20 protein-coding genes and 1 pseudogene are annotated in these 21,638 nt (G+C 35.6%); 12 read left to right on the top strand and 9 right to left on the bottom strand.

Going from position 1 to position 21,638, the window contains the following annotated elements:
- Positions 1-431: 431 nt before the first annotated feature.
- The 6 genes from ACFJGY_RS08530 (at position 432) to ACFJGY_RS08505 (ending at position 2,922) form a co-directional block, all read left to right on the top strand.
- The gene (locus ACFJGY_RS08530) at positions 432-890 is read left to right on the top strand and encodes a hypothetical protein (protein ID WP_379970041.1); all 459 of its coding nucleotides are present in this window, start codon (positions 432-434) and stop codon (positions 888-890) included.
- 278 nt (positions 891-1,168) lie between these two features.
- On the top strand, positions 1,169-1,486 hold the full coding sequence (locus tag ACFJGY_RS08525; protein ID WP_379970039.1) for a GNAT family N-acetyltransferase: 318 nt from the start codon (positions 1,169-1,171) through the stop codon (positions 1,484-1,486).
- A gap of 11 nt (positions 1,487-1,497) precedes the next feature.
- A complete protein-coding gene (locus ACFJGY_RS08520) occupies positions 1,498-2,025 on the top strand; it encodes an NADPH-dependent FMN reductase (RefSeq protein ID WP_379970037.1) in 528 nt (175 codons plus the stop codon).
- Entirely contained in the window at positions 2,025-2,237 is a 213-nt protein-coding gene (locus ACFJGY_RS08515; protein ID WP_379970035.1) for a (4Fe-4S)-binding protein, read from the top strand. Before ACFJGY_RS08520 ends, ACFJGY_RS08515 begins: the two co-directional genes overlap by 1 nt.
- Positions 2,238-2,240: 3 nt before the next feature.
- On the top strand, positions 2,241-2,636 hold the full coding sequence (locus ACFJGY_RS08510) for an OsmC family protein (protein WP_379970033.1): 396 nt from the start codon (positions 2,241-2,243) through the stop codon (positions 2,634-2,636).
- Positions 2,637-2,643: 7 nt separating this feature from the next.
- Positions 2,644-2,922: a GNAT family N-acetyltransferase gene (locus ACFJGY_RS08505; protein WP_379970143.1), complete on the top strand. Its 279-nt coding sequence runs from the start codon at positions 2,644-2,646 to the stop codon at positions 2,920-2,922.
- An 84-nt stretch (positions 2,923-3,006) separates the two neighbouring features.
- On the opposite strand, the gene ACFJGY_RS08500 is transcribed toward ACFJGY_RS08505, so the two are convergent.
- Positions 3,007-5,418, bottom strand: a complete 2,412-nt coding sequence (locus tag ACFJGY_RS08500) for a DUF5916 domain-containing protein (RefSeq protein WP_379970031.1) — start codon at positions 5,416-5,418, stop codon at positions 3,007-3,009.
- A gap of 150 nt (positions 5,419-5,568) precedes the next feature.
- Positions 5,569-7,242, bottom strand: a complete 1,674-nt coding sequence (locus tag ACFJGY_RS08495; protein ID WP_379970029.1) for a glutamine--tRNA ligase/YqeY domain fusion protein — start codon at positions 7,240-7,242, stop codon at positions 5,569-5,571.
- A 204-nt stretch (positions 7,243-7,446) separates the two neighbouring features.
- On the opposite strand from ACFJGY_RS08495, the gene ACFJGY_RS08490 reads away from it, so the two are divergent.
- The 3 genes from ACFJGY_RS08490 to ACFJGY_RS08480 all read left to right on the top strand — a co-directional run bounded on the left by ACFJGY_RS08490 (position 7,447) and on the right by ACFJGY_RS08480 (position 9,967).
- The gene (locus ACFJGY_RS08490; RefSeq protein WP_379970027.1) at positions 7,447-8,127 is read left to right on the top strand and encodes a response regulator transcription factor; all 681 of its coding nucleotides are present in this window, start codon (positions 7,447-7,449) and stop codon (positions 8,125-8,127) included.
- Positions 8,128-8,153: 26 nt separating this feature from the next.
- Positions 8,154-9,248, top strand: coding sequence for a sensor histidine kinase (locus ACFJGY_RS08485; protein ID WP_379970025.1), 1,095 nt, complete (start codon positions 8,154-8,156; stop codon positions 9,246-9,248).
- Positions 9,249-9,379: 131 nt separating this feature from the next.
- Positions 9,380-9,967 carry a hypothetical protein gene (locus ACFJGY_RS08480; protein ID WP_379970023.1) on the top strand — a complete coding sequence of 196 codons (588 nt, stop codon included), beginning with the start codon at positions 9,380-9,382 and terminating at the stop codon, positions 9,965-9,967.
- A 57-nt stretch (positions 9,968-10,024) separates the two neighbouring features.
- Here the strand turns inward: ACFJGY_RS08480 and ACFJGY_RS08475 are convergent, their stop codons facing one another.
- Positions 10,025-10,672, bottom strand: a complete 648-nt coding sequence (locus tag ACFJGY_RS08475; RefSeq protein WP_379970021.1) for a hypothetical protein — start codon at positions 10,670-10,672, stop codon at positions 10,025-10,027.
- Positions 10,673-10,973: 301 nt separating this feature from the next.
- Between ACFJGY_RS08475 and ACFJGY_RS08470 the strand changes: the two genes are divergently transcribed.
- Positions 10,974-12,578, top strand: a complete 1,605-nt coding sequence (locus ACFJGY_RS08470; protein WP_379970019.1) for an ice-binding family protein — start codon at positions 10,974-10,976, stop codon at positions 12,576-12,578.
- 495 nt (positions 12,579-13,073) lie between these two features.
- On the top strand, positions 13,074-14,444 hold the full coding sequence (locus tag ACFJGY_RS08465; RefSeq protein WP_379970017.1) for an alpha-amylase family glycosyl hydrolase: 1,371 nt from the start codon (positions 13,074-13,076) through the stop codon (positions 14,442-14,444).
- A gap of 147 nt (positions 14,445-14,591) precedes the next feature.
- Here the strand turns inward: ACFJGY_RS08465 and ACFJGY_RS08460 are convergent, their stop codons facing one another.
- The 6 genes from ACFJGY_RS08460 to ACFJGY_RS08435 all read right to left on the bottom strand — a co-directional run bounded on the left by ACFJGY_RS08460 (position 14,592) and on the right by ACFJGY_RS08435 (position 19,662).
- Positions 14,592-15,245, bottom strand: a complete 654-nt coding sequence (locus ACFJGY_RS08460) for an NAD(P)-dependent oxidoreductase (RefSeq protein WP_379970015.1) — start codon at positions 15,243-15,245, stop codon at positions 14,592-14,594.
- A 57-nt stretch (positions 15,246-15,302) separates the two neighbouring features.
- Positions 15,303-15,713 (bottom strand): Rrf2 family transcriptional regulator, encoded by a 411-nt coding sequence (locus ACFJGY_RS08455; RefSeq protein ID WP_379970013.1) that lies wholly within the window; start codon positions 15,711-15,713, stop codon positions 15,303-15,305.
- A gap of 192 nt (positions 15,714-15,905) precedes the next feature.
- Complete coding sequence (locus ACFJGY_RS08450) at positions 15,906-17,372, bottom strand: serine hydrolase (RefSeq protein WP_379970011.1); 1,467 nt, start codon at positions 17,370-17,372, stop codon at positions 15,906-15,908.
- Positions 17,373-17,458: 86 nt separating this feature from the next.
- On the bottom strand, positions 17,459-18,031 hold the full coding sequence (locus tag ACFJGY_RS08445; protein ID WP_379970009.1) for a helix-turn-helix domain-containing protein: 573 nt from the start codon (positions 18,029-18,031) through the stop codon (positions 17,459-17,461).
- Between the two features lie 94 nt (positions 18,032-18,125).
- Positions 18,126-18,476 carry a hypothetical protein gene (locus tag ACFJGY_RS08440; RefSeq protein WP_379970007.1) on the bottom strand — a complete coding sequence of 117 codons (351 nt, stop codon included), beginning with the start codon at positions 18,474-18,476 and terminating at the stop codon, positions 18,126-18,128.
- Between the two features lie 43 nt (positions 18,477-18,519).
- Complete coding sequence (locus ACFJGY_RS08435) at positions 18,520-19,662, bottom strand: acyl-CoA dehydrogenase family protein (RefSeq protein ID WP_379970005.1); 1,143 nt, start codon at positions 19,660-19,662, stop codon at positions 18,520-18,522.
- Positions 19,663-19,809: 147 nt separating this feature from the next.
- Between ACFJGY_RS08435 and ACFJGY_RS08430 the strand changes: the two are divergent.
- Positions 19,810-21,575, top strand: a pseudogene (locus ACFJGY_RS08430) (AMP-dependent synthetase/ligase).
- Positions 21,576-21,638 lie beyond the last annotated feature (63 nt).

Below are 21,638 nucleotides of genomic sequence, written 5' to 3'. Positions count from 1 at the left end.
CATCTTATTATTTTAAGGTTTATCATAAAGATAAGCCTTTTTTGTAGATAAATATCTACAAGTTCGGCGATATATATCTAAAACATTTAGAGTGGTTGTAATATATTCTCTAAGTATTTTTGTATCAGAAATAAAAGTTAATTAATCGGCTCTGCTTTTTTATAAATATATAAGAAAAAGAACCTTTAAAAAAATTAAAATTGGATTCTAAAAACACAAATGATGAAATCCAAAATATCAGAGATTCTAAAAACACAAATGATGAAATCTTAGATATCAGTAATAGTTGAAATTTGGTTCTAAAAACACAAATGATGAAATTTCAAAGTTATCAAAAATTTTACAAGCACAAATGATGAAATTTTTAAGTATCAAATTACAGAGCCACAAAGCTTTGTAATTGATACTTTTTTTATTTAAAAAACACACAAATGAAAATAAATAACCGTAAACAAACAGCCATAGTTTTCTATGGATTTTTACTTATTGTATTATTGGATCTGTTATTCTTAAAATTTGCAGGAAAATTCTTTGCTATTAATAACATGATCTTGTACAGCAGTTTTTTATTAGTTTTCATATTCTCTTTTTGGAAGATAATATCATTAAAAAGCTTCTCGATGGAAGTTTCTGACCATATTATTTCTATAAAATACAATCATCCAATGGTAAAACTCCGCCATCCGGTTCTGGAAGTACCCTTGCACAAAGTCATTTCTGTAGAAACTAAAAAAGGAATTGTAGATTGTATTCTGGTAATAGGAATTAATACAAGAAGAGGAATTAAAAATTTCTATTACAAACTTGGAAAACTATCTGAAAAGCAAACAGAAAAATACAGACAAATATCGGAAGCAATAAAATATTCCAAAATGCAAGCCGAAATATAATCTTTCCATATTTCATTCAAAGACATCAATTTATATATATAAGGAATTTAACCTTCCTAAATCCTGTGATTTTTTACAGGATTTTTTTTGCTTAAAAACAGATCTGGTAACGAAAATATCTTACATCAATTCTCAGCATTTTTGGTTTGTCTATTTTTGAATCAAATTATTACTAACTTTAAAATTAAATTATGAAATCGCCTCGAATTTAAGATGTTAAAATACCATTTGAACACTTGGCGATACCATATGGCCTTTAAAAAAATAAATAATTACATATGAAAACAGAATTTGAATCTATCCCGCTTGTAAAAAATGAATCCAAAAAACGTTTTGAAATAGAAGTTAACGGACATTTTGCCTTCATCAATTACGGAGAAACAGAAAATCAGATTGCTTTGGTCCATACGGAAACTGATCCGGAATTAGCAGGAACAGGAGCAGCCGCTGCAGTTGTAGAAAAGACTTTACTGTTCATCAAAGAAAGCGGTAAAAAACTTTTGCCTTTTTGCCCTTATGTTTTTGCATTTATCAAAAAACATCCGGAATGGAAGGCAATTGTAGATGAAAAATTTGGTGCGTACGATAAACTTTAAAAGTTAAAACTATGAAAATATTTGCCTTTGCGGGAAGTAACTCTTCCACGTCGATTAATAAAGAATTAGTAAAATTTGTTCTTAAAAGTTTTCCTAATGAGGAAATTAATCTCATCGACCTTAATGATTATCTGATGCCTGTTTTCTCTGTAGATCTTGAGAAAAAAGGATTTCCTGATGAAGCCCATAAGTTTCTAAAAAATATAGAAGAATGTGATGTTATCATCTGTTCTTTGGCAGAAAACAACCGCTCGTACAGTGCGGCTTTCAAAAATATTTTTGATTGGGCTTCCAGAATCAATGTGAAAGTTTTCCAAGATAAACCCATGTTTCTGATGACAACTTCTCCTGGAGGTTATGGCGGTGGAAATGTAATGGCAGAAGCGTCTAAATTCTTCCCACAGTTTGGAGCAGACATCAAAGAAACTTTTTCATTACCTAAATTCTATGAGAATTTTGACTTGGAAAACGGGATTGTAGAACCAGAATTACTAAAAACAATCACCGCCAAAATTGAAAACTTTAAAAATCAAATCTAATGGACACTCACGAATACAACGCAGGTGAAATCACAGTTCTATGGAGGCCAAAAACCTGCATTCACGCAGGAGTTTGTGTGAAAATGCTTCCAAAAGTTTACAATCCAAAAGAAAGACCCTGGATAAAAACAGAAAATGCAACCGCAGAAGAATTGAAAAATCAAATTGACAAATGCCCGTCAGGTGCTTTAAGTTATAAATTAAATTCTTAAAAAATGAGTGTAAAAGTAAAAGCAACGCTTGGAACAGAAAAGTATTACACCGAAGTTATCGCAGGAGAAAATAAATTAATCACAGACGAACCTGTTGATAAAGGTGGCGGAAATAAAGGATTCAATCCTTTTGAAGTCCTTGCAACTTCGCTGGCGAGCTGTACTGCTGCAACTTTGCGAATGTACATTGACCGGAAAGGCTGGGATATCCCGATCATCAATGTAGAAGTAGACCTGGAAAATTTTCCTCAGACAAAAACTGCTCAGTTCTGCAGAATCATCAATTTTGGAACGACGGAAGTGAGTGAAGAGATCAAAGACAGACTTTTCAAGATCGCAGATGCATGTCCCGTTCATAAAATCTTAACAAACAATATAGAAATCTTAACTAAAATCTAATAAAATGCTGGAAGTAAAACAAAATAATAAAGAGACAAAAGGCGAATTTGTGGCATTCTTCGATGGAAAACAAGCAGGGTTGATGACCTATTCCTGGGCTGGATCGGACAAATTCATCATCGATCATACAGAAGTTGAACCTGCTTACAATGGGAAAGGCGTTGGAAAAGAAATGGTCTATAAGGCTGTTGAATTTGCAAGAGACAATAATCTGAAAATCATTCCGCTTTGTCCTTTTGCAAAAGCAATGTTCCAAAAGAATGAGGAGATCAGAGACGTTCTTTAATTATGAATGATAAACCATAAAAAACCATTTCAAATATTTGAAATGGTTTTTTGTTTCAATCATTTTTTTGATTTTATGATCTTCTTAAAACCAATTCTTAATCCTGTTATAATCTAAGAAATAGGTAATTCTGAGAGAAACATTATTGATCATCGGTTCGTTGAAAAGTGCATCAAAATTATTTTTGAATCTCAGTCTGGAAACATCCAGATAATTGCTGGTTGCATTTCTGTAAAGCAAAGTCAGCTGACTACCCGGCGCAAACCACCAGGAATATCGCAGATCAACATTCCAGGAGTTGTAGGTTCCTGCGAGATTCGGGTTATAAGTTGTGTTTTCGTTCAGACTTCCGTCATTGTTCAGCAAATAAAATTGTTTGTAAGTAACATCGGAAAAATAGTGTCGGAAAGCCAATGACAAAGCCATTTTATTATTAAAAGTATATTGTCCTGTAACCGCATTTTCATAGGTATTCCGCTGACGTCTTCCCATATAAATCTGATCGCCGTCTTTTCCGGCAAAACCAACTTCGTTATTGCTGAAAACAGGATTGAACTGCCAAACCAAATTAAGTTTATCAGACGCTCTGTAACGCAGATATAATGATGGAATCACGCGATTTCTCCCCTTTTCATCATAAGCATAATAATCAATATTGATGTTATACTGAAGCTTTTTTCGACTGTCACTTTCAAACCAGATCCAGCTGTCAAAATAGCCCGGAACTTTCAAATGTCGTCCGAACGTTCTTGGTTCGTAGATATCATTCTCTCCAAGCGGTGTAAATTCTATTCCACCTCCGAAATTCTGGAAATTTTTCGTTGTAAACTGGTTGTTATGATTGAATCTCAAAGTGCTGTATAGAAATGGTTCCAGACGATGGTCATAATTCATATTGAAATTCAGATAGATATTGTTAAAATTCTTCGTAGGCTGCAGAATCCTGTAGCCATACCATGTTGAATAGGATGCATAATTGGTCTTTGTAGAAAAACCCAAATCATTGATATCCCAGTTTTTATTGACATAATTTCCAATAACTTCAAAACGATTTTTCCCGGAATATTTTCCAATTCCGAGGTTTCCTCTGTTCCCAAACTTCGTATCACCATCTTTCACCCAGCTTCCTTTGAAATTCCCAAAATAGTTGTAGGTGTTCTTTTTATTGGCAATATTCCACAATAATCCTGTTGCATTGGCATCACGAAAATCGCCAATTCTCATTGTACTTGTATTAACAAAAGTAACGGACGAATTTCCATTAAACCTTTGGTCAAAAACCAAAACATTATAATTGGTCCAGGGTTCTACAGTTTCTTTTCTGGTTTCTCCTGTTTCATTATTCCGAATGGTAGCTTCCATTTTCTGAGTTACACCATTGAAAATCCCAATCCCTAAGCCCTTTTTCGTTCGGCCCGAAATTTTAAAGGCATTGAATAATTTGACTTTCGCTGGATATTCCGTCACGGTTTCATTCTCGCCAATCGTTGGATAAAGTGATGGCTCGCCTCCTACTCTTCTGGAATAGAACATATCGCCTTTGCTGAAAAGCTCTGTTCCTTCCATAAAAAATGAACGTTGTTCGGAGAATTGTTGTTCAAAAGGTGTTAAATTTAAAATCGAATTGTCAAAATTGGCCTGTCCAAAATCCGGAACCAAAGTCATATCGAATGTGAAAGCGTCATTAATTCCGTACTTCAAGTCCATTCCACCGTTGACATTCATCTCAGTTTTGCCGTCAAAACTATTGACATAGGTTGAAAAATATGGGGTGAAGGAAAGTCTGGTGGGTGTTTTCACATTTTCGATCCCGTTGAGAGTACCATCGTATAAAGTATAATTTCCTTTTTGATTATTGACAAGGTTCCAATCATACATCGTGTTGGTTCTTTTGATCCGTCTAATCATATTTAGTCCAAATTCCTGCATATCTTTTTTGGGAAACCGGAGTTCAAAAAAAGGTATCTTCATCTCTACAGCCCAGCCTTTTTCATTAATCTTAACTGCGCTGTACCAAACGCCATTCCAGGAAACATCTTCATTATCAGTCAGTTTGGCATCAAACTGTACACCGGCAGCCGTAACAACAAATTCCATACTTTGCTGATGATCATTATATCCGTTGATGATAACCCCAAATATGTCATCATTCGCAATATTATCCCGTTCTGTTAATTCCTTTAAAATTTTGGAAGGCTCCGGATCGTACATTTGTGCGGCAATATATAATCCGGTGTCATCATAAAGAAACCTGACTTCCGTTTTCAAGCTATCTGGCTGTGGTTTTCCGTTGTTGGGTTGTCTTTCTACAAAATTGGTTGCAATGGGAACATTTTTCCAAATTTCATCATCCAAAATCCCATCAATCTTTAAGGTTTGATTCTTTTTAACGGCCTGTAATTTTTTTCTGGAAATACTGTCAGATGCGATTGTTTTCTGAGCAGAGATCTGAACAAAAAAAAGGATCAATCCGAGAATGCAAAATTTCGTTTTCATAGTAAAGGTTATTCTTGAAATTAGACAAATCAAAGAACAACTCTGTTACATCAAAACAAAAAAAATCAGGCAATTACCTGATTTTCAATTTAATATTTGTTTAAGAATCAAAATACACATTGTACATTTTACATTCTACTTTTTACAATTTTAAGGTTTGTAACCATCTTTCAAAGTCACAGTTCTGTTGAATACCAAAGTCTCATCAGAAGAATCTCTGTCTTTGATGTAATAACCGATTCTCTGGAACTGGAAATGATCTTCCAAAGTAGCATCTTTCAAGCTTGGCTCAGCAAATCCGTGTGTCACTTGCAATGATTGAGGATTAACGAATTGTATAAAATCAACTTCTTTTTCCGCATCCGGCTGTTCTGTTGTGAACAATCTCTCATAAGTTCTGATTTCAATTGGTAACGCGTGTTTTGCAGAAACCCAATGAAGCGTCCCTTTTACTTTTCTAAGACTTGCCTCGGTTCCACTTCCTGACTTTGAATCTTCATCATAAGTTGCATAGATCGTTGTGATCTGCCCGTTCGCATCTTTATCAACACGTTCTGCTTTGATGATATATCCGGCTTTCAAACGTACTTCTCCGTCTAATTTCAGTCGGAAGAATTTTTTGTCTGCTTCTTCTTTAAAATCTTCTCTTTCGATGTAAATTTCTCTTGAAAAAGGAACTTGTCTTGTACCCGCATTTTCATCTTCAGGATTGTTTTCAGTTTCCAGCCATTCTTCTTTATCTTCAGGATAATTTTCGATAATCAGTTTTACTGGATTTACAACAGCCATTACTCTGGTTGCAGTCTTGTTAAGATCTTCTCTCACACAGAATTCAAGCAACTGAATATCAATCAGATTTTCACGTTTTGCAACGCCCACTTTTTCAATGAAATTTTTGATTGAGGTTGGTGTATAACCTTTTCTTTTCAATCCGGAAATCGTAGGCATTCTTGGATCATCCCAACCTGTCGTGATATTTTCCTGAACCAGCCTTTGAAGTTTCCTTTTGGAAGTCACCATATAAGAAACATTCATCCTTGCAAATTCTCTCTGCTTTGGTGCAACACTCTCATTATCATAAACCTGATCCAGGTACCATTCGTAAAGCGGACGGTGATTCTCAAATTCTAATGAACATAAAGAATGTGAGATTTGCTCGATATAATCAGATTCTCCGTGTGCCCAATCGTACATTGGATAGATTTTCCATTTTTCTCCCGTTCTGTGGTGCGGTTTTTTGAGGATTCTGTACATCACAGGATCACGCATATTCATATTCGGGGAAGCCATATCGATTTTTGCACGCAGACTCATCGCTCCTTCTTCGAATTCTCCGTTTTTCATTTTCTCAAAAAGTTCAAGACTTTCTTCAATTGGACGATTGCGGAAAGGCGAATCAACTCCCGGCTCAAAAGGATTTTTTCTCTGAGCGGTAATATCTTCTGAAGATTGCTCATCTACATAGGCTTTTCCCTGTTTGATGAGTTCTAGAGCCCATTTATAAAGCTGGTCAAAATAATCGGAAGTATATAATTCCTGGTCATATTTGAAACCCAGCCAATCGATGTCAGCTTTTATAGAATCTACAAATTCCTGTTCTTCTTTTGCCGGATTGGTATCATCAAAACGAAGGTTGACAGGCGCATTGTATTTCTGACCCAAACCGAAGTTGATGCAGATTGCTTTTGTATGACCGATGTGAAGATAACCGTTTGGTTCCGGCGGAAATCTGAAACGCAGCTTAGATGAGTCCAGGCCGTTTTCCAGATCTTCTTCTATGATCTGTTCTATAAAATTGAGTGATTTTTTTTCTTCTTCTTCCATAATCTCAAACGTGAGGTGCAAATTTAACTTAATTTCCTCAAAAAATAAAACGAATATGTTTTATAAATTCTGATGTCTTACAATACAAAAAAAGCTTCGGTAAAGGTGCTTTATTAGCTTTTAAATGTTAAATTTGTGTGAACTTTAAACATTTGGTCATATAGAGTTCAATTTTTTTTAATTTTGACATATTAATAAATCGAAATGAATCGTAAAAAAATCCTTTTAATTGATGATGAACAGGACATTCTGGAAATCATCTCTTACAATTTGGAAAAAGAAGGCTATCAGGTTTTCACAGCCGGAAACGGAAACGAAGGTATTGAGAAAGCAAAAGAGATTTTGCCGGATCTTATCTTGTTAGACGTTATGATGCCCGAAAAAGACGGCATCGAAACTTGTCAGGATCTTCGCAAGATCAAAGAGTTACAAAAAACATTAATCGTGTTTTTGTCCGCAAGAAGCGAGGAGTTTTCTCAGCTTGCAGGTTATCAGGCTGGCGCAAATGATTATATCGTCAAATTGATAAAACCAAAAGTGCTGATCTCAAAAGTAGCTGCGCTCTTGCAATTGGGTGCTAATTCTAATGAAAATTCGAATTATATCGAGATCGGTGATTTGATCATTGACAAAGATAATTTCAAAGTAACGAAAGCCAAAGAAGAGTTTTTGCTTCCTAAAAAAGAATTTGATTTGCTTTATCTTTTGGCCTCCAATACGGAGAAAGTGTTCAAAAGAGAAGAGATCTTGGAAAGAGTTTGGGGCAACGATGTGATTGTTGGTGAAAGAACCATTGATGTTCACATCCGCAGATTGAGAGAGAAGCTGGGGATCAATACGATCCAGACACTCAAAGGAATAGGTTATAAATTAGTAGTAATTTAAGATTTTCTAAAAAGAAAATCTTTTTTTTGGAAATAAGATTGAGAAATTCTGTAAAAATAAATTGGATATCTGCTGCAGCATCATTTTTATTGGTGACTGTAGTTGGAGCTGTGGTTTTGATGTTTGAATTTTATACAGACGATGTTTATTTCAAAACACAGGATTTCAATTATTTTTTGGTATTCACGCTGTGGTTTTTATTTATACTCAATTATTTTGTTTTAGAATTCTTGTTTAGTTTTTACAGTAAAAATCAAATCAGGAGAATCACGAATATCCTTCCGGAAGACATCATCCACGATTATGATACGGATCTTGGCTTCAAAGAACTCGGCGAAAAGATGCACGAGATGAACCAGAAGAATGCCGAAATTGATCTGATGAAAGAAATGGAAGATTACCGGAAAGAATACATCGGAAACGTTTCTCATGAACTGAAAACGCCACTGTTTTCTATCCAGGGTTATATAGAAACCCTGCGTGACGGCGGTGTAGAAGATCTTAACATCAGAGATAAATATCTTCAAAGAATCGATAGTTCTGTTGAGAGATTACTGAATATCGTTAAAGATCTGGATATGATCAACCGTTTCGAATCCGGACAGATCAATCTGAAATACAGCACTTTTGACATTAATCATTTGATCCAGGAAATATTTGATCTTCTGGAAATGGAAGCAGAAAGACAATCCATGACGATGCAGCTGCAGACGACCCAATCACAATTATTTGTGTTTGCGGATAAGCAGAAGATCTCGCAGGTTCTGATTAATTTAATTTCCAATGCTGTAAAATATGCTAACCGCGAGGAAGCGCAGATCATAGTTTCTACGAGAGAAGGTACAAAAAGTATTCATATCTCTGTAGAAGATAACGGAATGGGAATAAAACCGGAAAATCTGCCAAGGATCTTCGAGCGTTTTTATCGTGTAGAATCCAGCAGAAATCGAAAAGAAGGCGGATCCGGACTTGGACTTGCTATCGTAAAACACATTATGGAAGCCCATAAACAGACGATAACTGTAGAAAGCGTTTATCTTTCCGGGACCAAATTCAAATTCAAATTAGGCAAAGCTTCCATTGAAAAGATCAAGAAAAACAGAGCAACTTTCATCGATTAATTCCGGACGCTCAAATCGCTGAATTTATAAAAATATTTTTTTAAAAAAAATTTACAAGAAATTTTTATGGAATTTCATTTGTTTTATATTTGCAACATTAATCAAGCTAATAAAGATAAAGTAAAACAAGAATGGTTTATAAGATAAGAGTAATTCTAGACGCAAAGGATACCATCTTCAGAGACATCGAGGTGAAAGAAAAACAGACACTTTGGAATCTGCATCTGGGCATCAAAAGCGCGTTCAGTTTACCAGGTGAAGAGTTGTCTTCTTTTTATTTTTCTGATGACGAATGGAACGAAGGCCGCCCGATTCCTCTGGAAGACTTAAGTGATGACGGCGATGGCGAGATAATGTCTGACATCTATCTCCCGGAAGGTTTCCCTGCGGTTGGGGAAAAAATGAGATTCCAGTACGGGTTTATAGATCTTTGGGATTTCTATTGTGAACTTTTAGAGATCATTGATGAAAAACCGGCAGTTAATTATCCAATCACCGTTTACAGATTTGGTAATGTCCCGTTGAAAGCGCCTAGCAAAACAGGATCATCTGTCAACGGAAAAAACAAAAATTCTGCATTACCTTTTATGGATGATGATTTTGGAGACTTCGAATCAGAGTTCAAAGCTACAAGTTTTGAGGATGAGGATGATGATTTTAATGACGATGAGGAAGAAGACGGTTATAACGACGTTTTCGAAGAAGATGATGAAGATTAAGAATCTATTTAAATATTTAAAAGCCCGAGCAATTCGGGCTTTTTTTTGCTTAATATTTTATAGACATCCAATTTTTCCTTTCCTGTCTTTATTTTTCATCAGCAAATCAAAAGTCTTCTGCAAATCAGCAATAGAACAGCTCTTCATTTCTTTATTCGGAATATTTTCGGGTTTCGGATTACTGGAAGAATTTGATTTTAAAGTATATTTTTTCTCAAGACACTTGACAGATTCATTGTCTATAATGTAAAAACGCTGTTCAGTCACCTCATCTTTTGTTTCCGGCTTTTCGGGTGTTCCGCCATCAAAACTCCAGACCGTTTCATCTGTAAAAATGAAATAAGGTTTGCCGTCATTCACAAAATAATTTACTGCAGAAGAAAAATGACTGTCCGCCTCGAAGTGTTTAATTAATTTTAAAATACCATTCTGTATATAGTAAGTCACATTTCCTGACGTCTCGTTGCATTCATATTCAAAAGTTACAGAATCCAGTTTTTTTGTAACCAATAGAGAATTGACAAGATTATATTGGCGTCTTATCGCATCGACTGAGCTGAAATCCTTCTTAAATAATACCGGATCTGACTTTGATTTTAAGCTTACGCTATCTTCCGAAACAAAATCTTCAGAAATCTTTTTCATATTTTTCTTTTCGCAGGACAACAATAGAAACATACCAGAAATTAAAATCAGCTTTTTCATTAATTTATTTTTTAGAATCTCAGACTAACAAAAATTGTGCGAATATCATCAGTAAAGATACCAGAAGACATTATCCCTATTTTAAAATTATAATAATTCATTAAAATATTATCATAAATAAAAATTTTTAACTTAATTAAATTTTAAATTATTCTTAAAAAATATACATTTTTATTTTAATTATTTTAATAAATATTGAATATTTAATATCAATAAAATAAAAATAAAAATATATTGGCACGATTATAACATAGTATAATTAATATGAAATAATTAAATTTCATATTAATTATTTGTTTTTATGAAAAAACTTTTACACATGGTAGTTATGTCTACCTCGGTCTTTTTTGCTACTAAAGCAATGGCCCAAGCGCCGGTTTTGGGAACAACTTCCAATTTTGCATTGTACACAGCAAACGGCGCTGTCAGCAACACCGGATTATCCCACATTACGGGAGATGTTGGTACAAACGTTGGTTCCAGCACCAATTTCGGAAACGTAGATGGTGTGATGAACGACTCCAATGGCGCTACTGCAAGTGCAGCTGCTTCATTGACCATAGCGTATAATCAGCTTAATGCTGCCATACCCAATTTTTTCCCGGCTCCACTTTTGGGAAATGGACAGATACTCACGGCGGGAACTTATTCTATCGGACAAAGCGCTTCTCTTGACAATACGTTAACGCTTGACGGCCAGGGAAACCCAAACGCTGTATTTATTTTCAAAATTCAGGGTGCTTTCTCTTCTACTTCTGGTTCTAAAGTTATCCTTACAAACGGAGCAGTTGCATGTAACGTCTTCTGGAAAATAGAAGGCCTTGTAGATCTTGGCACAAACACACAGATGAAAGGAACCGTTATCGCAAACAATGCAGCAATAGTTCTCAACAGTGGTGTTATAATTGAAGGTCGTGCGCTTTCAACTACTGGTGCAGTTACTGTTTCTGGCGTTACCGTGACAAAACCGATCGGATGCGGATCTCCAGTTTTGACTGGTCCTGCAGCACCGGTACTGAAATCTGTAGCTTGTTTTACGATTTTTACGGGAAGTGGTACAGTTACTAACTCCGGAGTTTCCACAGTCGTGGGTGATATAGGCTCCAATGTTGGACTTACAACTGGTTTTGACCCACTTAAAGTAACCGGAAAGATCCACTCAAATCCCGATCAGGCAACAGCAATCTGTGCATTGGATCTTGGAACAGTTTACACTTATCTAAACACTTTGCCAACTGATATCGAGTTGCTTTATCCGGCAGCATTCGGACAGGATCTTGTGCTTACGCCACACACTTATCTGTTAAATGCAGCAACAGTTCTAAACGGAAAAGTGATATTAAACGCTCAGGGAAATGCAGATGCAGTTTTCGTAATAAAAATTGTAGGCGCATTATCTACAAGCACTTTTGCTTCTGTAGAATTGCAAAACAGCGCTCAGGCAAAAAATGTATTCTGGAAAGTGGACGGTGCTATCAGCCTTAATGATTATGCAAGTTTCAAAGGAACTGTAATCGGAAATAACGGCGCCATCAATCTGAATACAGGTGTAGAGATCGAAGGTCGTGTTCTTAGTACAACAGGAGCGGTTGCAACTGCAAGCATCAATGCCACAATGACGGCAGGATGTAATCCGGCAACCTTAGCAGTAGGTTCTTCTACTGTCAACAATCAGGCTAATTTTTATCCAAATCCCTTCACATCAGTTCTTAATGTAAATTTAGTTGATGCAGATCTGGGATCAAATCTTACAATATTCAATGCAGCTGGTTCAAGAGTTGTAAATAAAGTTTTATCTGATAAAACAAATACTTTACAAATGAAACTTCCTGCAGGAACATATTACTACCAACTGAAAGCCAAAAACGGCAAACAACAGACTGGTAAACTTATATCTAAACCATAGAAAAAAAAAACAAAATTAAACTTAAGAAGGAGTCCTGCCATTTGGCAGGACTTTTTTTGTGCAACAAGACACGATTCAAACTCAACAAGACACGATTTAAAATCAACAAGACACGATTCAAACTCAATAAGACACAATTCAAAAGCAACAAGGCACGATTCAAACTCAACAAGACGCGATTCAAAAGCAACAAGACACGATTCAAACTCAATAAGACACAATTCAAAAGCAACAAGGCACGATTCAAACTCAACAAGACACAATTCAAAAGCAACAAGGCACGATTCAAACTCAACAAGGGACGATTTAAAATCAACAAGGGACGATTTAAAATCAACAGGAGAATATTTACAGACACAAAAACAGATTCAGACAAAGTGGATTACTAATATTTATAAAACATTAACAAATCCATATTTTTTAGACCTCCTTATTTTTATTACATTTACAGAATAGACAACAAGAATTCACAAGATCAAGAGAAAATTATTTATAATGAAAAAGCTGATTCTTATTCCGGCAATCGCCGCCTTATTATTATCCTGTAAAACCCAGAAAACCACCGAAAAAACAGCTATGGAAAACCCGCAAGACTGGAAACGAACCACGAATATATATGAAGTCAACGTAAGACAATACACCCCGGAAGGCACGTTTGCCGCTTTCGAAAAGGAACTTCCGAGACTGAAAAAAATGGGTGTGAAAACACTTTGGTTTATGCCAATCACGCCAATTGCACAGCTCAACAAGAAAGGAAGTTTGGGAAGTCAGTACGCTGCTTATGACTATACAACCATCAATCCGGAGTTCGGAACGTTAGAAAACTTCAAACATCTGGTGGATGAAGCGCACAAAATGGGATTCAAAGTCATCATCGACTGGGTAGCCAACCACACCGGCTGGGATCACGTCTGGACAAAAACCCATCCGGAATATTACCTGAAAGATGCCGACGGCAGTTTCCACAAAGCCAGTGGAATGGACGATATCATCGAACTCGATTATTCTAATAAAGAAATGCGACTTGCAATGATAGACGCAATGAAGTATTGGGTAAAAGAAACCAACATTGATGGATTCCGATGTGATCTTGCAAGCTGGGTAGAAGTTGACTTCTGGCAGCAGGCAAGACCCGAAGTAGAAAAATTGAAACCGCTTTTCTTTTTAGGAGAATTTGATGAGTTGGAAGCGCCGGAATACGGGAAAGTTTTCGATGCGAGTTACAGCTGGAAATGGATGCATCTTTCCCAGGATTTCTACCAGAAACATTTGCCGCTTTCTGACCTTAAAAATCTTCTGGAACAATATTCAAAAATCGGGGATAACTCAATGAGAGCCTGGTTCACCAGCAATCACGATGAAAATTCCTGGAACGGAACAGAATATGAAAAATACGGAGACTTTGCGCCGGCTTTGGCTGTTTTTTCAGCTACGTGGAATGGCGTTCCTCTGCTCTACAACGGTCAGGAATTACCAATGAAAACCAAACGTCTCGAGTTCTTCGAAAAGGATCCAATCCCCTGGACTGGAAAATATGAATTGGAAAACTTCTACAAAACATTATTTGATCTGAAATCTGAAAATCCAGCTTTAAGAGGCGGTGATCCGGCAGTAACTACATTCTGGGTAAACACAAACGCAAATGACAAAATCCTTGCTTACCTTAGAAAAAATGGTGAACGTGAAGTTTTAGTCTTAATCAATACAACCAAAGATCCTGTCAATTTTAAATTAGAAGATGACAACTCAGTGGGAAGTTTCAAAAATGTATTTACAAAATCTAAGAGTGAATTCATTAAAGGTTCTGATGTGAGTCTGGATGCTTTTGGATATTTGGTTTATGAGAAATTAGGATTTAGACTTTGAGATAATAGACTGATAGATGATAAATTTAAAAAGTCTTTAAAATGGAAAACCCTTTCAGTTTGAACTGAAAGGGTTTTTTATTTGATTTTTGTAAGCTTTTGAAGAACTTAAAGCAATTAAAAACTTTTTTGTCTTTTGTGGTTTGGATTAATAAGCTGCGGTAAAACGTTTTTTTACGAAATTATTCTGCTCGAGCTCGTCTACCAAAGCAACGGCAACATCTTCTACTGACAAAATACTTCTTCCGTCCGCATCAAAAACCGGATTTTCCAAAGCTGTTCTGTAAGTTCCTTTTCTCACACCAGCCGTTCCCGGATGCATCTCAATCGCCGGCGAGAAAAATGTCCAATCCAAAGTTTCGTTTTTCTTGATTTCATTCAAATAATCTCTCGCCGCAGTTGCACCTGGTTTGATATCAGCAGGAAAATCCGGACCGTCTACCAACTGATTGCCATCGATGAACAAACTTCCCGCTCCACCAACGGTGATGAATCTCTTAACACCAGATTTCTCGACTGCACTTTCGATATTTTTCGAACCGTTTAAGAAGTCATCGTAAAGATTTGGGTTCGTCCATCCCGGATTGAAAGTATTGATTACAGCATCATTTCCTTCCAAGACTTTTGAAAATTCTTCTACATTATTTACATCTGCGCTGATGGCGTTCACATTGTCCTTTGCCTCTACTTTTGAACTGTCTCTTGCGATGGCATTCACTTCATAACCTCTGTTTGATAATTCGTTTACAACTTGTTTTCCTACGAAGCCTGTTGCTCCGATAACTGCTACTTTTTTGCTCATAATTAAATTTTTAAATTAATTGTAATATAATTTGTTACATTTTGTATTAAATTTTTTTTAATCGAATTGACCGGTAAAATCTGATAACTTTTTGTTCTTCAAAAATTGATAGACTAAATCATCTGTTTCAGCAAATAAAAGGTTAAGATTTTTATTAATGTCTTTCCCTACGCTGCAAAGCGGATTTGGATTTTGGTTCTTTTTACCGAGAACATAGGAGTTTTTTATCGCTTCATATATCTCTGCAACATTGATATCTTCAGCTTTTTTACCGATTCTTACACCTCCATCTTTTCCTTGTCTGCTTTCTACAAGACCCGAATTTTTCAGATTTCCCAATTCTTTACGGATAATCACAGGATTGATATTGATACTTCCAGCGAGCCAGTCAGACGTCAGCCATTCCTGCGGATCTTTGGCAAGAAGTGTCATAATATGTATTGCAGTTGCAAATCTTGTGTTGCTCATAATGATGCAAATTTATAAATAATTTCTAATTGTAACAAAAATAATTACAATTAAAATTTATAACTGTAATTATTTTCATTTGAGATTATTTAATTTGGATAATTAGTCTCGCAGATTTGGCAATTTAGCAGATTGAAAAAATCTGCATAATTTGTTAAATATGCAATAAAATAACAAATAACGTCTATTAAACTACTTCGTTTCAATATCCACAATCTTCTTTCCTATTTCTCCAAAATATAGATTCATAATAGATTCATAAACTTTATAGCCATCATCGACATTGGTAAAAATCACAAGACCTTGTTTGGTTTTTGGTAAAATGAAGGCGATTGTGTTCACACCTTTATCAGAACCGCCGTGAGATAAGGCTATTTCGTTATTTCCTAGGTCGTAAATTTCAAAACCGAGTCCAAAATATTTATTCTTTTTGGTATCAACCTGATTGGTTTTCATTGCTTTAAAAATTTCTGGAGAAAGTAAATCATTGTTCATTACAGCTATTAAAAATTTACTGTAATCTTCCACAGAAGTAACTAAATCGTCTGCTGCATTCACGGTTTTATTTTTTACAATGTCATAAGCTTTTCCATTTTTGTCATAACCTATGACAATTCTGTCCGCATCTTTTTTCTCATTCCAGATATAACTGGTGTCGTTCATTCCAACTGTCTGGAAAATATTTTCTTTAGCTAATTCTTCCAGACTTTTATGGAATTTTTTCTCAATAGCTTTTCGCAAATACTCAAAACCTTCGCCGGAATATTGATATTTGGTTCCGGGATCAAATTCAAAATTGAGTTTTTGATCTTTATTCATCCATCTCCAATTCGGAAAACCTGTCTGATGGCTCAAAATTAACCTTGTCGTTAATTTTTTGTTTCTAGGATCATTTGCAATATCAGGATCTGTGAAATATTTGTAAAGCGGCTCATCAAGATTCCATTTTCCCAGGCTTACCAAACGTAAAACTGTCATTGCAGTTACAGGTTTGGTTAAAGAAGCCACATTGAAAAGACTATTATAAGGCGCAATTTTTTTACCATCTAATGTTCCATAAACTTTTATCTGTGTCAATTTCCCATCTTCGATGACGCCTAATCCTAAAGTTGGAATATTATTGTTTTTTAATAATTTTTCTAAATCGTCCGTGATTTTTGTTTTGTTCGGATCGCCGTGATCGTAGCTTAGAACATCGCTCATGATCCAATTTCCGTTTTTTTTTGTCCAGACTGAAGTGAATTTTGCCTGTCCTCCCAAAACATCTTCTTTATTTTTTTCCCGAGTAAAAAATTGATGTTCTCCGGTTTGAATTGCGCCGTACAAATTTCCGTTATCGTACAAAGGAAAAACTTCCAAGCTGCTTTCAATCACTTTACGAATCGGTTTTTGATTGGGATTGCCGCAGATGTTTTTTTTAGTTCTTTCCATAAACAATTTTTTGTCCTGAAAACCACCGAAATCATGATAGAATTTCAGATTGTCATCCATTGTTTTTTCCAGATATGCGATATCACAATTGTTAAAACCACGGTCAAAGAAAAGACTATCCTGTTTCTTTAATTCTAAAAATAATGGTGAATTTTTATCAATCTGAGCTTGCAGGTTTCCGATGAAAAGGAAGAGAATAAGAATACTGATGCAGAGTTTTTTTGTCATTGAATTATTTTTGACAAAGATTCGGATTTAATTAAATTGAATTCAAAAAAAATGCCCGACAAAAACCCGACAATTGCCTGACAGAATCATATAACATTGAAATTCAACCTGTAACGGAGCTTTCCTTTTTTATCAATTTCGTAAGTGTTCCTCAAAATAATGAAAACATTTGCAAGTGTTAAGAAAACCATTGTTGCCATAACAGACGCTGAACCCATTTTTAAGAACGCTACAATCAGAAAAATAATGGGCGAGATGATCGCTAAAAATATTTGAAGTGAAATGATCTGTTTTACGATTGGCGATTTTTCTTTCGTGAAAAACATTATCAATAAAGGTGGAAAAAAATTCGCAATCGGAAACCATGCAAAAGGAAGTGAAGAAAGGTTGATGATTTTGATTAAACTATAATTAATAGTCTCTTTTTCTTCTATTTTTAAAACTTGTTCTTCAATTATTATTTCTTCTTCAGAAATATTTGGAGTTAATAGATCTTTTTCAGAAACGTCCAGAATTGAAGCTAAGGTTTTCAATGTATAACCTTTTGGTTTTATCCCGGCTTCGATGCGCTGAATGGTTCTAACAGAAAGACCCGACTTCCCAGCTAATTCTTCCTGAGTTAGATTCTTCTCTTCCCTGATTTTTTTTAGTTCTGACATTTTCTATTAATAAGCCGGAGCAAATTTACAGATTCATATTATTTTAAAATATAATTGATAAAAAAAACCTTTCTTTTTTGGAAAGGTTTTTTATTTATTTCATATTAAGAACTTTGTCCACAACGTAAACTGTGTTTCCGCGCCAAGGCAAAGTCCCATGATACTCTTTGTAATGAAGATCAAAGTATTTTCCACTGTTCATTTCCAATTGCTTGAAAACCGCCTCGTTTTCTATAGAAAATTCAAACTGATTACTTCCGATCGGTGCGCCTGGTTTTGCTGCCCCGAAACCTTCCTGGATCAGCTTGCCTTCATAGGTTTTGAAGACATTTCCTTTGTTCACAGCATAATTGAGATATCCGGATTTCACGCCTTCTCCGAATACAAAGTAATATTTCCACCAGACGAAAACGCCCAGAAATAGAAAAATTACGGCTAAGGTCATCCAAAGATATTTCATGTGATTTATTTTAGTTGATCAAAGTTAGTTATTTTTTAGATATCGATCTGGAAATCACAATCTTTTGAATCTCGGAAGTTCCCTCATAGATCTGCGTAATTTTTGCATCACGCATCATTCTTTCCACGTGATATTCTTTTACATAACCATAACCACCGTGAATTTGAACAGCTTCAATCGTAGTATCCATCGCCACCTGAGACGCATACAATTTTGCCATTGCACCACTTTCCGAGATGTCTTTTCCTTCATCTTTTTCAGCAGCCGCTTTATAGATCAGCATTCTTGCCGCCATAATACTGGTATGCATATCTGCTAATTTGAAAGCAATTGCCTGATGATTGATGATCTCTGTCCCGAAAGATTTTCTTTCTTTGGCATATTTCAGAGACAATTCGTAGGCACCAGCAGCAATTCCTAAAGCTTGGGAAGCAATCCCGATTCTGCCGCCATTAAGAACAGCCATCGCAAATGCAAACCCAAAACCGTCCTCGCCAATTCTGTTTTCTTTAGGCACTTTCACATCGGTAAACATCAAAGAGTGTGTATCACTTCCTCTGATTCCTAATTTATCTTCTTTTTTTCCAACCTGGAAACCTTCCCAATTTCTTTCTACGATGAATGCGTTGATTCCTTTATGTTTTTTCTCCGGATGAGTCTGGGCAATTACAACATAATAAGTTGCATTTCCGCCATTTGTGATCCAGTTTTTGGTTCCGTTTAATAAATAATAGTCGCCTTTGTCTTCTGCAGTTGTTGCCTGAGAAGTTGCGTCGGAACCAGCTTCCGGCTCAGACAATGCAAAAGCACCGATTACTTCACCACTTGCAAGTGGTTTCAGGTATTTCATTTTTTGTTCCTCGCTGGCAAATTTTTCTATTCCTGCACAAACCAAAGAATTGTTTACCGACATTACAACGGCCGCAGATGCATCAATTTTAGCAATTTCTTCCATCGCCAAAACGTAAGAAATACTATCCAAACCGGCACCACCGTATTTAGGATCTACCATCATTCCCAAAAACCCCATCTCTCCCATTTTTTTCACGGCATCGTAAGGAAATTTTTGTTCATTATCTCTTTCGATGACACCTTCTAAAAGCTCTGCAACAGCAAAATCTCTTGCAGCCTGCTGAATCATTTGCTGCTCTTCTGTAAGATTGAAATTCATATATTTTCTATTATATTTTTCATTCGTAAATATAAACTTTTTGACAAAAAATCAAAGGAAAATGAAGCATTTTGTTGTTTGAGAAAAAAAAATTATATTTACGATAATGTAAACTAAATTTTAATAATATATTAACAAACATATTTTATGAACGTTAAAAGAATATTTGATTTTTCTGCGCTGGCCTTGGAAAAATTCCCCAAAGAAGATTGTCTTGTTACCAAAAAAAATGGAAAATGGGTCAAAACTTCCACAATGGAATTTGTCAATCAAGGGAATAAAATCTCTCGCGGACTTTTGAAATTGGGTATCAAACCTGGCGATAAAATCGGACTTGTAACTTCCAATAACAGAACAGAATGGGCCGTTATGGATTTGGGCATTTCACAGATTGGTGTTGTGACTGTTCCTGTTTATCCAACTATTTCTGAGGAAGATTATATTTACATCTTCAATAATTCTGAGATTAAATACTGTTTTGTTTCTGATAAAGATCTTTATAAAAAATTGTCCAATGCAAAATCCCAGATTCCTTCATTAGTCGGTGTTTTTACATTTGACGATATTGATGGTGCTCCAAACTGGAATGAGATACTCGATCTTGGCGAAAATGATCTGACACAAGATGAAGTAGATGACCTTTCAAAAGCCATTAATCCTGAAGATATCGCAACTATCATATACACTTCCGGAACTACGGGAAAACCAAAAGGAGTCCCTTTGACCCATAACAATCTTGTGGCAAATGTTCTTGCGAGCACACCAAGAATCCCAAAGGATAAAGGACTGGACTATAAAGAATTAAGAGGATTAAGTTTTCTACCAATCTGTCACGTTTTCGAACGGATGATATTCTATCTTTATTTAAGTAACGGGATTTCTTTATATTTTGCTGAAAGCATCGAGAAAATCGGAGAAAATGTAAAAGAAGTGAAACCTCAATATATGACTGTTGTACCAAGACTGGTAGAAAAAGTTTACGACTCTATTTACAATAAAGGCACTGCTGCCGGCGGACTTAAATCCAAAATTTTTCTTTGGTCATTAGGGATTGCTGAGAAATATGAAATTGGAAAACCTAAAACTTTTATGCACACCATTGCTGATAAATTAGTTTTCAAAAAATGGAGAGAAGGTTTGGGAGGAAATTTGATTACACTGGTTTCCGGATCTGCCGCTTTGTCAAAACGACTGAACGTCATGTTCATGCAGCTGGAATTCCAATCTTGGAAGGTTATGGTTTGACAGAAACTTCGCCAGTAATTTCCGTGAACAGTTTTGGTAAGGTAAAAGCCGGATCTGTTGGAATCCCACTTGAAAATATAAAGGTAAGAATAGAATCTGACGGCGAAATAGTAGTAAAAGGACCTTCAGTGTTTGAAGGATATTATCAGGATGAAGAAAAAACTAAAGAAGCTTTCACAAGCGATGGTTATTTCAAAACCGGAGATATTGGGATTCTGGACGAAGATAATTTCCTTTTCATTACAGACCGGAAAAAAGAAATGTTCAAAACTTCAGGTGGAAAATTTATAGCACCTCAAGTAATTGAAAATCTTGCCAAAGCTTCAAAATTCATAGAGCAGATTATGGTTGTAGGTGATGGCGAAAAAATGCCATGTGCACTGGTTCAACCGGATTTTGCTTTTGCCAAACACTGGGCGGAACTTCATAATGTGAAAATATCTGATTCTCATAAAGAGATTGCTGCGAACCCTGCAGTAAAATCAAGAATTGAAAAGGAAATTGAAAATATGAACCAGCACTTAGGAAAGTGGGAACAAATCAAAAAAATTGAATTGACACCTAAAGTCTGGACTATTGATGACGGACTTCTGACCCCTACGCTTAAACTGAAAAGAAAAGCAATCAAGGCAGAATTCCAAGATCTGTACGACAGAATGTACGAATAAATGAAAGCTATCCTTAGGATAGCTTTTTTTATGGAATTATTAACGGTCGGTAGCTTCTTATTT

Origin of the sequence: Epilithonimonas sp. UC225_85, from assembly GCF_042695135.1 — a bacterium.
Classification (GTDB): domain Bacteria; phylum Bacteroidota; class Bacteroidia; order Flavobacteriales; family Weeksellaceae; genus Epilithonimonas.
Note: the sequence above shows the minus strand (reverse complement) of the source record. Positions and strands in the feature narration are given on the sequence as shown.

Bases quoted from the DNA above. Each gene is read 5' to 3' on its own strand.
- ACFJGY_RS08435 (WP_379970005.1), bottom strand. From the start codon at position 19,662: ATGAATTTCAATCTTACAGAAGAGCAGCAAATGATTCAGCAGGCTGCA.
- ACFJGY_RS08525 (WP_379970039.1), top strand. From the start codon at position 1,169: ATGAAAACAGAATTTGAATCTATCCCGCTTGTAAAAAATGAATCCAAA.
- ACFJGY_RS08470 (WP_379970019.1), top strand. From the start codon at position 10,974: ATGAAAAAACTTTTACACATGGTAGTTATGTCTACCTCGGTCTTTTTT.
- ACFJGY_RS08515 (WP_379970035.1), top strand. From the start codon at position 2,025: ATGGACACTCACGAATACAACGCAGGTGAAATCACAGTTCTATGGAGG.
- ACFJGY_RS08450 (WP_379970011.1), bottom strand. From the start codon at position 17,372: ATGACAAAAAAACTCTGCATCAGTATTCTTATTCTCTTCCTTTTCATC.
- ACFJGY_RS08495 (WP_379970029.1), bottom strand. From the start codon at position 7,242: ATGGAAGAAGAAGAAAAAAAATCACTCAATTTTATAGAACAGATCATA.
- ACFJGY_RS08480 (WP_379970023.1), top strand. From the start codon at position 9,380: ATGGTTTATAAGATAAGAGTAATTCTAGACGCAAAGGATACCATCTTC.
- ACFJGY_RS08500 (WP_379970031.1), bottom strand. From the start codon at position 5,418: ATGAAAACGAAATTTTGCATTCTCGGATTGATCCTTTTTTTTGTTCAG.
- ACFJGY_RS08445 (WP_379970009.1), bottom strand. From the start codon at position 18,031: ATGTCAGAACTAAAAAAAATCAGGGAAGAGAAGAATCTAACTCAGGAA.
- ACFJGY_RS08460 (WP_379970015.1), bottom strand. From the start codon at position 15,245: ATGAGCAAAAAAGTAGCAGTTATCGGAGCAACAGGCTTCGTAGGAAAA.
- ACFJGY_RS08455 (WP_379970013.1), bottom strand. From the start codon at position 15,713: ATGAGCAACACAAGATTTGCAACTGCAATACATATTATGACACTTCTT.
- ACFJGY_RS08440 (WP_379970007.1), bottom strand. From the start codon at position 18,476: ATGACCTTAGCCGTAATTTTTCTATTTCTGGGCGTTTTCGTCTGGTGG.
- ACFJGY_RS08490 (WP_379970027.1), top strand. From the start codon at position 7,447: ATGAATCGTAAAAAAATCCTTTTAATTGATGATGAACAGGACATTCTG.
- ACFJGY_RS08530 (WP_379970041.1), top strand. From the start codon at position 432: ATGAAAATAAATAACCGTAAACAAACAGCCATAGTTTTCTATGGATTT.
- ACFJGY_RS08465 (WP_379970017.1), top strand. From the start codon at position 13,074: ATGAAAAAGCTGATTCTTATTCCGGCAATCGCCGCCTTATTATTATCC.
- ACFJGY_RS08475 (WP_379970021.1), bottom strand. From the start codon at position 10,672: ATGAAAAAGCTGATTTTAATTTCTGGTATGTTTCTATTGTTGTCCTGC.
- ACFJGY_RS08520 (WP_379970037.1), top strand. From the start codon at position 1,498: ATGAAAATATTTGCCTTTGCGGGAAGTAACTCTTCCACGTCGATTAAT.
- ACFJGY_RS08510 (WP_379970033.1), top strand. From the start codon at position 2,241: ATGAGTGTAAAAGTAAAAGCAACGCTTGGAACAGAAAAGTATTACACC.